At 36.2% G+C, this 14478-nt stretch carries 14 protein-coding genes; 3 read left to right on the plus strand and 11 right to left on the minus strand.

Features of this window, described 5'->3' with window-relative positions:
• Positions 1–8: 8 nt before the first annotated feature.
• The 3 genes from EKM64_RS02200 to EKM64_RS02210 form a co-directional block, all read right to left on the minus strand.
• On the minus strand, positions 9–1511 hold the full coding sequence (locus tag EKM64_RS02200; RefSeq protein WP_225420931.1) for a rhamnulokinase: 1503 nt from the start codon (positions 1509–1511) through the stop codon (positions 9–11).
• Between the two features lie 20 nt (positions 1512–1531).
• A complete protein-coding gene (locus EKM64_RS02205; protein WP_125675125.1) occupies positions 1532–3319 on the minus strand; it encodes an L-fucose isomerase in 1788 nt (595 codons plus the stop codon).
• A gap of 174 nt (positions 3320–3493) precedes the next feature.
• Positions 3494–4249, minus strand: a complete 756-nt coding sequence (locus EKM64_RS02210; RefSeq protein ID WP_125675127.1) for a DeoR/GlpR family DNA-binding transcription regulator — start codon at positions 4247–4249, stop codon at positions 3494–3496.
• 188 nt (positions 4250–4437) lie between these two features.
• Between EKM64_RS02210 and EKM64_RS02215 the strand changes: the two genes are divergently transcribed.
• A complete protein-coding gene (locus EKM64_RS02215) occupies positions 4438–5211 on the plus strand; it encodes a class II aldolase/adducin family protein (protein ID WP_125675129.1) in 774 nt (257 codons plus the stop codon).
• Between the two features lie 579 nt (positions 5212–5790).
• Here EKM64_RS02215 and EKM64_RS02220 read toward each other — a convergent pair.
• The 4 genes from EKM64_RS02220 to EKM64_RS02235 form a co-directional block, all read right to left on the minus strand.
• Positions 5791–6300, minus strand: coding sequence for an SLAP domain-containing protein (locus EKM64_RS02220; protein WP_125675131.1), 510 nt, complete (start codon positions 6298–6300; stop codon positions 5791–5793).
• A 307-nt stretch (positions 6301–6607) separates the two neighbouring features.
• Positions 6608–6877, minus strand: a complete 270-nt coding sequence (gene rpsN / locus EKM64_RS02225; protein WP_125675133.1) for a 30S ribosomal protein S14 — start codon at positions 6875–6877, stop codon at positions 6608–6610.
• Between the two features lie 105 nt (positions 6878–6982).
• Positions 6983–7606 carry a GyrI-like domain-containing protein gene (locus EKM64_RS02230; RefSeq protein WP_125675135.1) on the minus strand — a complete coding sequence of 208 codons (624 nt, stop codon included), beginning with the start codon at positions 7604–7606 and terminating at the stop codon, positions 6983–6985.
• A 9-nt stretch (positions 7607–7615) separates the two neighbouring features.
• Positions 7616–8347 (minus strand): GntR family transcriptional regulator, encoded by a 732-nt coding sequence (locus tag EKM64_RS02235; protein ID WP_125675137.1) that lies wholly within the window; start codon positions 8345–8347, stop codon positions 7616–7618.
• 189 nt (positions 8348–8536) lie between these two features.
• Here EKM64_RS02235 and EKM64_RS02240 point away from each other — a divergent pair, with 189 nt between their 5' ends.
• Positions 8537–10402, plus strand: a complete 1866-nt coding sequence (locus EKM64_RS02240) for a glucose PTS transporter subunit IIA (protein WP_125675139.1) — start codon at positions 8537–8539, stop codon at positions 10400–10402.
• Between the two features lie 5 nt (positions 10403–10407).
• The gene (locus EKM64_RS02245; RefSeq protein WP_125675141.1) at positions 10408–11523 is read left to right on the plus strand and encodes an SGNH/GDSL hydrolase family protein; all 1116 of its coding nucleotides are present in this window, start codon (positions 10408–10410) and stop codon (positions 11521–11523) included.
• Between the two features lie 96 nt (positions 11524–11619).
• Here the strand turns inward: EKM64_RS02245 and EKM64_RS02250 are convergent, their stop codons facing one another.
• Genes EKM64_RS02250 through EKM64_RS02265 form a run of 4 tightly spaced genes read right to left on the minus strand, consistent with a single transcriptional unit; the run spans position 11620 to position 14339 of the window.
• A complete protein-coding gene (locus tag EKM64_RS02250; RefSeq protein ID WP_377769374.1) occupies positions 11620–12462 on the minus strand; it encodes a DNA/RNA non-specific endonuclease in 843 nt (280 codons plus the stop codon).
• Positions 12462–13103 (minus strand): sunset domain-containing protein, encoded by a 642-nt coding sequence (locus EKM64_RS02255; RefSeq protein ID WP_125675145.1) that lies wholly within the window; start codon positions 13101–13103, stop codon positions 12462–12464. Before EKM64_RS02255 ends, EKM64_RS02250 begins: the two co-directional genes overlap by 1 nt.
• Before the next feature lie 12 nt (positions 13104–13115).
• A complete protein-coding gene (locus EKM64_RS02260; protein ID WP_125675146.1) occupies positions 13116–13565 on the minus strand; it encodes a threonine/serine exporter family protein in 450 nt (149 codons plus the stop codon).
• 9 nt (positions 13566–13574) lie between these two features.
• Positions 13575–14339, minus strand: coding sequence for a threonine/serine exporter family protein (locus EKM64_RS02265; protein ID WP_125675148.1), 765 nt, complete (start codon positions 14337–14339; stop codon positions 13575–13577).
• Between the last annotated feature and the right edge of the window lie 139 nt (positions 14340–14478).

A 14478-nucleotide genomic window follows, 5' to 3' on the forward strand; every position in this document is an offset into this window, starting at 1 on the left:
TGACCCCCCTAAATAGCAATTTCTTTCTTCAAAATTTTTGTAAAACCGTCGATTCGATTATTCAATTCATCTGAATCCATAGCTTGTGGGGTTATTACTCTAGTGTCAAAAGAACTTTTAACAATACTTAAACGCTCAGCATCGTCTTTGAAGTATCCAAGTGCCTTATATTGAGCTAGTACATTACCTGTAACACTGGCCTCAGTTGGTCCTGTTTGAATTTCTTTCTTACAGAAGTTAGCCGTTAATTGTACAAGTAATCTATTTTTGATCCCACCTCCAAACATATAAATTCGTTTAATTTCTTCATTAGTAATATTTTCAAGATTATTGATCGTATCACGATAACTTAAAGCTAAACTTTCAAATACTATTTGTAGCAATTCACCACGTGAATTTGGAAGTTTTTGATCAGTTTCTTTCAAGAATTTAACAATTTTTTCTTCCATATTACTTGGAGTGGCAAATAATGGATCATTTGGATTTATATAACTACCGATATGTTCAGCACTTTCAGCTTCGTCAACCATCTTACTGAACTCAACCATTTCACCTTCGAATGACCATTCTTTTTGAAGCTCCTGAACTATCCAAAGTCCAGTGATGTTTTGGAGTAGACGATTTCCACCGTCAAAGCATCCCTCATTAGTTAAACCAGCTTCAAAGGCTTGTTCAGTTACAACTGGTTTATCAGTCTGTTGGCCAACGATCGACCAAGTACCACAACTGATAAAGGCAACATTTTTAGCTTCTTGACTTGAAATAGGCAATGAGTAAACTGCAGCGCCAGTATCGTGTCCAATTCCATTGATAATTTTAATGTCAGAATCCAAATGTACTTCTTTGGCAATATCCGGCAATACATTACCTAGAACATGTCCACCACGTTGTATATCTCCGAACCATTCTTTCTTAAATCCTAAACGGTTAAAGACATCATCGCTTAATTCCCGATTGACTCCATCTAGGAGTCCACTTGTTGAAGCAATTGTAAATTCATTAGACTTAACTCCGCTGAAGAAGTATTCTACCAAGTTCGGCATGAACATGATATTTGCAACTTCATCTTTTAGATATGGATGTAAATTCATATCAGCGAATAATTGGAAGTTAGAATTAATTAAATTAGGTTGTACACCAGTTAAAGCAAACAATTCTTTAGGCGTAAGTTTTTCATAAAGTTTATTTTCAAACTCTTCCGTTCGCGTATCACGATAACTATGAGGAGTTAAAAGCATCTTCCCATCATGACCTACTAATCCATAATCGACACCCCAAGTATCAACACTTAAACTATCGATTTTTTTTAGATCACGCTGAGCGATCATCAAGCCGTATTTGATTTCTTGGAATATTTTTAAATAATCCCAATATAGTGAATCGGTCAATTCTATCGGTTGATTAGAAAAACGGAACTGTTCTTTCAGTTCCATTTTTCCATCTTCTAAAGATGCTGAAATTATTCTTCCTGAACTTGCACCTAAATCAACCGCGATTACATTTCGTTTCATTAGATACACATCCATTCATATTAGTCGTATAGTGGTCCAAATGCTTTACATGCATTAAAATCAGCAGCTTCAAGGTTAGCTGTACCAAGTGAAGCCCATGAACGTGGTCTGAAGATCTTGTCTTCGTCAACGTTATGCATATTGACTGGTATACGTAGAACAGATGCTAATGTGATAAGGTCGGCACCAATATGACCATAACTAATTGCACCGTGGTTTGCACCCCAGTTGTTCATTACGTCATATACTGACTTGAATGCGCCTTTACCAGTTAGTTTTGGAACGAAGAATGTTGAAGGCCAGCCCGGATCAGTACGTTTGTTGACAGCGTCAAAGACGTTTTCTGGTAAATCAACAGCATATCCTTCAGCAATTTGTAGTTCTGGTCCAACACCCTTAACAAGGTTGATACGTGACATTGTTACAGGCATACCTTCTGGTCCACCTTTTGTAACATAGTTACTTGAGAAACCACCGCCACGGAAGTAGCCGATATTTGCAGGGATCCAGCGTGTATCTTTAAGGTTTGCTTTAGCTTCGTCTTCTTCTAGGTCATAGAATGGTTTGATAGCTGGTTTGCCATCGATCTTTTCATCACCTGTAGCATCAAGTGTTTGAGCACCTGAGTTTGATAGATGTAAGAATCCATCTTTAGCGACACCTGTTAATTTAGTTCCTGTAACTCTTTCAACGGCGTCTGCACTCCAAAATGTACGTACATCAGCAAAAATTTGAGGTGTATTTGTCAATAAGTAGTTGAATAACATTGATGTACCATTCAAACTATCATTTTCAGTAGCAAATACGTGTGGTGCGTGAATTCCATTCCAGTCATATTGTGAATTCATCATTGTTTCCATGTAGTCACCATTAGGGAAGTGATCAGTCCATTGACGTTGGCCTTGGAATCCAGCAGCAATTGCGTAGTGTCCTTCTGACTCTTCTTTGTAACCTAACTCTTCAAGAGTTGTGTTACCATCCATCAAGTCTTTGGCAATCATGTACATCTTGACACATTTTTCTAGTTGAGCTTCTTTTTCTTCATCAGTAAATTTATTAGGATCGTCTTCGTTATATACATCTGGTCCAACTGGTGTATATTCTTTAGCCCATGCAAGAGCCTTCTTGAATTCTTCTGGATCGTAGATCTTTTCGTCCCAACGACGAACGATTTCTGACATATCTACGTATTCATTACGCATACCTAAGTAGTCTTGGAAGAAATCAGCATCTGTGATTGATCCACCAATACCCATGGCAACATTACCAATTGATAGGTAAGCTTTATTGTGCATAATACCTGTAGCGAAAGCAGCTTTAGCAAAGCGAATGATCTTTTCTTTGACGTCGTCAGGAATTGACTTGTCATCTGCATCTTGTACATCTTTACCATAAATACCGAATGCTGGAATACCCTTTTGAGTATGTGCAGCAAGAACCGCAGCTAGGTAAACAGCACCTGGACGTTCTGTACCATTAAAGCCCCAAATAGCATGAGGTAAGTTCTTGGACATGTCCATTGTTTCACTACCGTAGCACCAGCAAGGTGTAACAGTTAAAGTACCACAAACATTTTCTTTATCGAATTTTGCTTTTGCCATAGCGGCTTCACGTACGCCACCAATTGTTGTATCGGCAATAACAGTTTTAACAGGAGTTCCATCTGGATATTTCAATGTGCTTTCAATCAACTTAGCAGCTGATTTAGCCATTTCCATTGTCTGATCTTCAAGTGATTCACGAATACCACGTCTACGGCCATCAATCGTAGGACGGATACCCAATTTAGGAAATTCAGTTTTTAACATAATGTAAACCCTCCAATTTTTGTGTTTGTACTTCATCCACGCCTAGAGTATAAAGCGCTTACACCACATCAATCAATGAGTTCCAACACTTTTGAATAAAGTGCACAAATTACTCAGATAAGCTGTTCATTTTTTGAACATATTTTAACACCTTATCCATACTAGTTCATTTTTCTAATAGACAATCTCTACATTTTGATCTTCGACCGATTGTATGAATTCCTCCGGTGGACATTTGTCAGTTACTATCACGTCGATATCTTCATGCCCACACAATCTATAGTAGTCGACGCGGTCTATTTTAGTATGGTCACATAATAAGATCGTCTTTTCAGCCTGAGCTAACATTTGTGACTTAACGGCTGACTGTTCATCACTAGCCATATAAACTCCATTTTTATCGACCCCGGCACAAGAGATGATCGCGATGTCAGCATGAAATCCTTCCATAAATTTTCTAGCAGAATCCCCTACTATGGAACCCGAAAATGGACGTAATCTTCCGCTAGCAATAAAAGTTTTGATTTTAGGATTGCCATTAAGGCTCATAGCTAAATGCAATCCATTAGTAATGACGACCAGATTATTTCGTTTGCTTAAATAAGGCTCTAAATAGGAAGCAGTTGTACTGGAGTCAATTATTAGTGCCTGATTATTGCCTATAAAAGTATCGCAAACACTAGCAATATATTTTTTATCGGATAGATTTTCTCCGACACGTACTTGATAACCAAATTCAACATTGTTATCACTAACTAATTCAACTTGTCCAAAATTTCTAGTGATCTTATGTTCGCCTTCTAGAACGATCAAATCACGTCGCAAAGTAGAACGGCTCTCATAAGTAAGATCCTCAAGGATTTTCATATCTACAATTTTCTTTTTACTCATTATTTCCATTATTTTATCTAACCGCTCTTTTCGATACATATCTAAACTCCTCCAAACTCTGAACTTTTTTGAACACCTGTGAACTGTATTACGGTTACCATCTGAACTTTATTCAATCTCTTTAACCAATGACTCTATTCTACTCCAGCAGGCTATAATGAGCACTGACATCAAGTATTGTATTTTATCCATATAAAATAATATTTCATTAGAAGGAGTCTTTTATTATGAAAATGATGTTTCAAACAGAACGTGAGGACCTAGCTCACACAGTTCGTAAGATGTTCGATAGAAAAGATACGAATATTGCCGGTGGTAACATGTCAGTTAAAGTCTTTGACCAAAACGACCACCCCTACATCTTAATGACACCAACATTTATGTCAGAAACATACTTTGCTGAATTACATGCTGCACAAATCATGGTCATTGATGCCGAGACTTATGAAAAAATCGACGGTGTCGGTGATGTAACTAGAGAAGTTAATATGCATGAAGAAGCCTATACAGCACATCCTGGAATCCGTTGTGTCTACCACTCACACGCTCCTAAAGCAATGTTCTGGGCAACTTCCGGAATGGATATGCCAAATGTTACTGAAGTAACACGTGAATTAGGTGAGATCAAATGTCTACCATTCGCACCAGCATGTACACAAGAATTAGCCGATACAGTACACAATGCTTTGACAAAGATCGGTGACAAAGCTATGGAAAATGTTTTCCTATTAAACAGTCACGGAATCTTAGTTACGGCTACTGACTTGCACGTTGCTACAAGAATCATGGAAACACTAGAATGGAATGCTGAAATTGCTTATCAACAAACAATCTTTATCAAGTTAGGCATCCTTCCTGATTATCAATCATGTGGTAAGAATTATAAGGAACCAATGCCAAAAGGTGCTCTACCTGGAATAGCTATGCCACAGATCAACAAGGTTGCTATGGAACATCCATTCCCTGAGCATATCCAAAGACCAGATGAAGATAAATATTAGTTAACTATCCTGTGCGGCTGATCTCTGCCACCTTAGAGTATATAGAATAAATAAATTTATGATCCTTTTGTAGTTGTTGAATGAAATAATTCATTTAACATCTATAGAAGGATTTTTTGTTTAGAAATCACCAATTATATAAGGTAAAATATCGATCACCAAATCTTAAACATAGACAAGATGAACTGTGACAAAACACATTTAGAACTAATTTCATGACAAGTAACAAGTAAAAAAAGAAAAGATCATAATGATCTTCTCTTCATTGGTCTAATCGCTTATAAGTCTGATTGACAAAATAAGGACAATATTTAAACTCTTTTATCCTATATATTTCATAATTATAATCTTCTAAAACCTCATAAATAGGCATTTATTAAAAAATCCCATTTTTTGAAAGAATCTCTTTCAAAAAATGGGATATATAAAATGACTTATGGTTGTATAGTAATAACTGTAATAGATGTTAACCCTCGAAATAAAAAAGTAACGTACACACACATTTAACAAGTAACATAAAAGCCCACTGACCACACATCAGCAGGCTTCCCACACACATAACACACACATTTAAGTATATTACGAAATTGAAGATGTAACTTTTTGTTCAATGACATCGTACATTGAAACATAAGCATCTGTAGAAATACGTACATAAGGTATTCCAGATTGGCTAGTGATAACTGAATCTGAGTACCATGAACTTCCAGGAGTAACAGATAAGTCATCTCTCTCTTCGAAGTTATGATTATAAATAGGAACTGAGTGATCTGAGGCTACTTTGATAACCTCAGGTCTTTTTTTGTATAAATAACTATCATCTGAGCTTAAATATGCTCCTGTAGAAACTTCATAGTAATCTTTACCATTGATATTAGTGACATTACCGACAGCCCACGTACTGTTAGCCGGTAAAGCTACGTCAATGTTATCACCGGAATCATCATATAATGTTGCTTGATTTGATGAAACTTCTGCGGTGTAATTTTTAGCGGTAACTGAACCAGCCTCCGCTGTTGTTGCTGTTGCAAATGCTGATCCGATTCCCAAAACGGACGCAGCTATAAATAGCATAGATGATTTTTTCATGTTTGTACCCTCGACTTTATATTTAAATTACGTATAACGTACACAGAATAACCACACATTATTCTGCACACACAAGAGATCGACCACACACGTAAATCTCTTTTCAACGTTTATATTACACACCCTAGAAGTAAAACACAACGAAAAAATTCACTTTTCGTAAGACACTCTTACGAAAAGTGAAATAAATCGTACACATTATTGTGATATGGGCATTTTTGGGTTTTCTCAAAAAGTATTAATTTTTTTATATAAATCTAAATAAAAGAGCAACTCAGTCAAAAAACGGCTGAATTGCTCTTTTTTATTACCAACTTGCTTTTTTAACACCTGGAATTTGACCAGCATGTGCTAATGAGCGGAAATTCAAACGAGACATTTTAAATTTGCTCATATATCCTCTTGGCCTGCCATCGATTAAATCACGCGAACGTAATCTTGTCGGTGAAGCATCCCTAGGAAGTTTACTTAGCTCTTCATAATTTCCAGAAGCTTTTAATTCTTGACGTAAATCGGCATACTTAGCGACTGTTTCTTGTAGTCGTTTTTCACGCTCGATTTTTGCTTTTTTTGCCATATCTATCTACCTATTCCTCTATATTTTATGAGGAAGTCTCGCTAATTAATTCTCGAATCATGTATGACAATAGCAAAACCATAATAATATAGCAAGTAATTTATCCTATTCGATTTCATATCTCAAAACGGTTTTTAATTTATCAGATGAAACCCTTCTGGCATCTGATAAGTATATTTCACGATGAATCATAGAAATTCTTGTTTTACCTAGTTTTGCACATTCCCGATCCATCATTTCAAAACTATCTAGCTCATCGTCGTATCTTCCAATATGTAATATTTCCATAACTTGATTTGCAGGATAAGTTTTTTGTTCTAATTCATCCATTAATGGATGATATTTTTTCTCTTTAACATTTTTTATAGCATTTTGAACAACTTCTTCTGGTACAAAATCAGGAATACGCATCATAATATCGTAAACAAATTCATTTTTATCCAAATGATCCAATTTTTGACCAGCATCGGTCAGTGACCAGACTCCTTCTAAAGGAAAAACGACATAATCGTCAAACTCAACTTCTTTATCATGGCAATATTTACGATAAACTGCTTTTATACCATAAGAAATAGGATAAAGAACTTCTATGCGTTCTTTAAATTCAGGACCATTAGGATCCCCTACGCCCTTTAAGAAAATAAATTTTTGTTTAGGAATCTCTAAAGCTATCGGTTTTTGCTTAGGTAAATAAAATTGTTTTTCTTGTTTACGCCATTCGTATTTCATACTTTCCCCCTAGTAATATTGGAACCCTAACATTGAGAAATTGTTAGGTACATAGCGAGTTTCCGTATATTCAAACAGGCTTCCAGCATCAGTATACACAAATTTTGTTAATGAACCGACACAATTCAAGTTACCTAACTCCAAAACTTCTTTGTCTCTTTGATCAGCTGAAACTACTGAAGAAAGCGAATGCTGAGCAGCAACCTTGAATAATTCATTATCGCGAATATATTGGTAGACTGAACCTTGCGCATCTTCTCTTGTAAATCCACCCAACACATCTGATCTAAAATAACTGTGATCAATTGCCAGTCCTTTTCCATTAAATAAACGTAACCTTTCCAGGTAGAATGCTTTATCATGAACATTAAATGAAGTTATGTTAGCAATTTCTTTGTCAACTTCAACTTCTTTAAAATTTAAAACATCTGTATCTAGCTCTTGAATGAACTTATTTTGTGGAAATGAACGTAATCCTTGAAATCCTTCAGAATTATTAGCTGAGAAAACTACTCTATCGCTGTGAACTGGTTCTAAAACTACAACTCCGCGTCCCTTTACCGCATAAACAAGTCCCTCTTCTTGCAGCTGCTTTAAAGCACGTCGGACTGTGTTACGAGTGACGTCAAAGCGAGCAGAAAGATCCTCTTCTCTAGGGAGTGAGGTCTTAGGTTGATATACATTAGTATGTATTTCCTTTTTTAACGTTTCGTAAATTTCTGTATATAACTTCTTTGGCATCAGATTTTCCTCAACTTAGATTTTGAAAGAATAATTTGTTTAAACAGAACTATTATAATATGTTTAAACATGGTATTATAATAACAGTGAAACCGCTATCAATGAAACCTAAATTTTTCAATTTTTTTAGAAAAATATACTTTTATTATAAACCATAAACTTAACCTTTATTGATACGGAGGGAATATTATGCCTAAAATGACTGAATTAATTTTGTTGTCACCGGTATCTGGAAATGTTATTCCTCTTACACAAGTAAATGATCCCGTTTTTTCTCAGGAATTAATGGGAAAGGGCTTTGGGATAGAGCCTGATAATAATAAAATCTATGCTCCAGTTAGTGGAACGATTGCTTATGTTGCTGACACTCTACACGCCTTTGGAATTAAAACTGAAGATGGTGCCGAAGTATTAGTCCATATGGGGATCAATACTGTTGAATTGGCGGGAAAACCTTTTACCTTAAATATAGTTGCTGACCAGATAGTAACTGCTGGAGAAGAGATCGGTACGATGGATGTCGAGCAGATCAAAGCCTCTGGACGACCAACTACTGTTATTGTTGCCATTACCAATACAGCTGACTATTTAAAAGATATTCACATACAAACTGGTCAAAAAGAGGCCAAAAAAACTGCTGCGATCGTCATTTCTAATAATCAGAAATCTCAAACTAAGGAAAAAGTTTCTTACTCACAAATTGCAACGGATATTATCAAAAATGTTGGTGGCAAAGAAAATATCAATTCCTTGATTCACTGCATTACCAGACTGCGTTTCTATTTAAAGGATGAATCCTTAACGAATAAAGAAGAACTCAAGAAAATACCCAAAGTTATCGATGTTGCTCGAGGTGGCGGTCAATATCAAGTAGTCATTGGACAAGAGGTAACTAACGTCTACGATGAAATAATCAAGCAGATCGGCAGTGATCTGGCAAATGCTCCAGTTGAAGATAAACCTACGAAAAAAGTTCCTTTTACTCAAGAAGTAAAACGTGAATTTTCACGTTTTCTAAGTGTCTTGACTGAATCTATTGCCCCTTTAGTAGGAATACTGGGTGGAGCCGGAATGTTCAAAGGCGTACTAGCTATTTTAGTCCAATTCGACCTGCTCAATAAAACTGGTGGAACTTACATGATGCTAAATTCCATCCCCAAGGGTGTCTTCTACTTTTTACCAGTTCTTCTAGGTTATACGTCAGCTAAAAGATTACATTCTAATCCAGTCATTTTAGCCGTTGTAGGTGCAATATTAGTCTACTTTTCAACCGTAGCTAGGTACTTACCATTTCCTACTATTCTGACGAATTATGTTTCTTCAATTTTTCCAATCATATTTGCGGCCTGGTTTGCAAAACATCTAGAAAGATTGCTCAAAAAAATCATACCGAAAATGTTGCAGACCACTTTCTTACCAATAATAGAAATTATCATTCTATTACTAGTTATCGTCACGATAACCGGGCCTTTGATTCTAATTGCCAGTTATCAATTATCAGATGGTGTTAATAGCCTATACAATCTGAATCCGGGAATAGTTGGTCTAGTAGTTGATGGCTCGTATCAATTCTTAATAACTTTAGGGTTGCATTGGATAATAATTCCAATCGTCGTCAACGACCTTGCTACAAACGGCCACAGTTATCTAAATGCCCTCTTGTCGATCACTATGGTCGCTCAGGGTGGTGCTGTCTTAGCATTAGCCGTAAGAACACATGACAAAAAAGCTCGCAACAAAACGTTTAAAGCAGCTGCATCAGCATTTTGTGGCATAACAGAGTCTGCAATGTATGAATTTATCCTAAAATACCAGCGTGTTTTCATTCTATCTAATATCGGTAGTGGTATTGGTGGTCTGATCTGTGGTACGTTGCGTGTGAATAATTATGCTTTAACTGGATCACTTGTTGGTATTCTCTCCTTTGTTGATCCAAAGGCAGGAATAAATTCGAATTTCTTAAATGCTATCATTGCACATCTAACCACATTATTAATTACTTTTATTTTAGTTTACTTCTGGGGAGTTAAAAAAAATACAAATGATCAAAGGTGAAAATTATGATTACTACTGACACGTGGTTACAAGAATTTTCCGATTATAATAATATCTATAATATTAATGAATCTGGTCATCAAGAAATCACCATTTTTAAGCCCTTAGCTACCAAAAAAATCCGCTTATTATTAAATAATCTTTATGACGATGTTCCTTTAAAATTCACTCGACTAACCATGTGTAAAGAAGGACAGACTGAAATTGTCGTTCATATTGATGGTGAGAATTCCTTTGAAATAGCACCACACACAACTAGATGGACTGATTGGATCGATATTGACATTCAGGCAAATGACTATCTATCAATTGAAATATATTCACCTAATAAGACGATTCACTCTTTAGGCTCCAATATGTCCGAATCATTTACTAAAGTACACAACTTTACCGATCGAGATGACGGATTCTTTTTCGGTGTTTCGGCCGTCCAAGCACAGGTTAAAAAAAAGCCGATCAAAATTGCTTTCTTTGGTGATTCATTAACTAATCAAGGTTTCTTCAGTGCCCCCCTCTCAAAAGAACTTACCTATATCAACCGTATCGTTACAGCAAATTATGGTATTTCTGGAAATAGACTATTGCATTCTGGAAGTGGAAAATCGCAATGGGTCAAGAGTTTTGGGCCAGCAGGAGTTGATCGATTTGACGAAATGATTGAAGAATTTAAACCCGATATTGTTATTTTTATGGAGGGTGTTAATGATCTTTTGCACCCTGGTGCCGGTAGTCCTATTTCTGAACTGCCCACTAGCCAAGAGCTGATCAACGGCATTAATAAACTAAACCAAAAATGTTCACAACATAATATCGTATTTGTTCCAATGACGGTTACTCCATTTCGTGGAAATATCAATAATGGCATTTATGCTTGGAATCCTAAGAAAGAAGTTGTTCGTCAAGAATTTAACAGATATATCATACAGTCATTTCCCTATGCTGTTGATCTAGCACCATTTGTCAGTGACTCATCCCAAACACGTTTGGAATACGAGTTCGACAGTGGTGACCACATACACACTTCTAAATGTGGTGGTAAGAAAATTGCCCGGTTTATTGAACGTAATTTGATCGATCGCGGATTGGTCGCCGTTGTTAAGGCTAATAGAAATTTAATTTGATACTTGCCGACTAGAAAAGGTTAGCAAATAGGAGCTGTATCACGCTTGAGACAAATCAAGCATGATACAGCTCCTATTTTTGTTATAGAAATATTTTTAACCTATTTGACTAGTTCCATCATTATAATTTAGAGTCACACCAGACTCGACATTAAAAATATAGACATTAAAGTGAACTGAATTATCACCGATCGACTGTGCTTCCATCTGCACACCGCGAGCTAATAATTCATCATTACGAAAGATCGGCGTTACTCGATATCTGATAAAATGACTATTACTTTTTTTCAAATAATATGCTACATCCATCTCATGAACCTGCATTTCAGGGCTGTTCAATGAACGCGTTCCTGTGATCAGATTCTTAGGATTATTATTTTGCCCAGTCAATTGATAACCGATCAAGTGACTCCGATTATACAACCAGCCCGAACCGATTTTCTTATTGTGCCAACCAGTAGGAGTCCAGTTCAGCCTTTCTCTTTTGGCACTCGGCATCAACGAAGTATTAAGTAATGCATTAGCGACCGTGGGACGATTCAAGTTATCCAGATCACCGTACGTTTGCCATGCTCCCTTAGCCGTGGATAAATCATCATCAGAAAATTCTGGCTGATTATTATTCACAACGATTTCTTGGCTGCCTGTGTAATCAAGATTAGACAAATTGTCTTTAGATGTGTCCGAACTATTATTACTAAATGTTTCTTGATCATTTTCGCTCAAGTAGTTTTGATTTTGCGTAATTTTATTTTGTAGTTCCTTAATATCAGATTTTAATCTCTTATTCTTCTTAGCCAACTTATCGGCCTTTTTCTGATATGAATAGTCCTTAACTATTCTTGTTTTCGGAGCTGATTCAGTATTAGAACTGCTACACCCTGCCAAGGTAAATAAAAGTATTAGTGACATAAAAATATTGAATGATTTCTTCATAATTATACCTTGGCCTTTCTATATCCGGCCGCAATGGCATCTTGCTCAGATTGGAAGTAAACTGCATTAGATGAATTCATATTGTATCCTCTTTGACCAGGTACATGATAAATATGAGAATTCTTGTTTCCAACTATCTGACCAGTATTAGATGTGTTCATATCCCCTTTGGCACTATCATTGGCAGGCATTGTTATCTGACTTTGCTCTTGGTTCTTTGATTCATCTTGCGCTTGTTTTTCAGCTTGCTTTTGGGCATCTTCTTGCTTTGATTGTTCTTTAGCAGCAGCCTCTTTTTCTTGATTCTTCTTAGCGACTAAATCATCTTTTTTATTTTGAGTCTTATCCGATTCCTTAGTTAATTTATCCTTTTTAGTAACCAATGCTGCATGTTCTTCTTTAGCAAGATTGTACTTATCTTTTCCAATATATTTCCTAACAACTTTGACATTGTCATTTGAAGAAGATTTAACTTCATTAGTTTGGTTCCCCAATAGACCTAATAATAAAAATACAAACAAACTCGAAAAAAATCTTTTTTTCAATCCTTGTTTACGTTTATTTTTCGAGCGTAAAAATTTTACCCCATAATAAACCGTCAAAATCATAAAAATGATCTCGGCAACTTTAAATATAAAATTCATCCCCATATTCTCCTATAATTTTAATTGTGTCTTGTAGTACCACTCACCTATAATTTGAGCAATCATAAATCCAGTTGCTATTGACCCAGCAACCATCGAAACCTTTACCAACAATGCTATTGCTTGGTCAAAATTCCCCAAGACTAAACTGCTGACTGCTTGATAGGCAGTCGCTCCTGGAACTAATGGTACCAATCCAGGAATATTGAATAAGATAACCGGCATTCGTTTAATATGAGAAAAAATTATTCCGCCGATACCAACAATGATACCTGCCACCAAATTGGCAAACATTCTTCCTGAACCTGCTTCAAATAAAACCCAATATGTCATCCAGCCTAACGCTCCAGACCAACCAGCTAAATTAAGCGCTCTTTTGGGGATATTTATTATTAGTCCAAAACCAGCTGTACCTACATAGCTAAGTACAACCTGAATTATTAATTTTACAAAATAGTTCATAACATCCTCCTAAAAGTATCTGAATAACACGGCGATACCGACTGAAATTGCACAGGCACTCATTCCGGCTTCCAGAGCTCTTTCAAGTCCTGACAATAAATGTCCTGCCAACATATCACGTAAAGCGTTAGTAATGGCTACACCTGGAACTAGTGGCATAACCGCTCCGATCAAAATACTATTTAAATTATGACCCAATCCGAAATGAACCCCTAGCATGGCTAATGCTCCTAAAATAAACGATCCCAAGAAATCACTGATGAAACGAATTGAAGTAGTTCTTGTAACGTAAAATGCCACTAAATAACCGATAGTACCTGTAATTCCGGCCAATGGGATATCGAACCAATCATATTTTTGAGTAAAGATGATCATCATTGTCGCACTGACCAGAAATGCTCCCAACAACTGCATCCACATTGGATAAGTTGGTAAGTTCTTGTCTAACTTTTCCAGTTCGTTCTTTAACTGATTGAGAGTCAATTCTTTATTACCATAACGGCGTGACAGCGTATTGACCCGATCAACCTTTTCCATATCGATACCACGATGATTAACAGCTCCAAACTGAGTAACCGGCTGCCCCTTAATACTTATCATAACGCCTGTCAGAGTAGTAAAAGAAGCACTATTCTTTTGACCAGAATTATAGGCAATTCGTCTGACCGTATCTTCCACACGATACATTTCTGATCCACCCTCGATCATCAAACGTCCCGCTAAAAGACAAGTATCGACAACTTCATTTGCATCTGCATTTTTATCCTCACTCATTGGTGTCACCTCACTTCATTAAAATTAGTATAATTTGTGAATACTAATACTTCAATCTTAAAGAAAGTAACATAACTAAAGCAACTAATTTCTAATAAAAATAAAAATGACCAGCACGCATGCTGATCATTTGAAATAA

Origin of the sequence: Companilactobacillus keshanensis, assembly GCF_003946205.1 — a bacterium.
Lineage (GTDB): Bacteria > Bacillota > Bacilli > Lactobacillales > Lactobacillaceae > Companilactobacillus > Companilactobacillus keshanensis.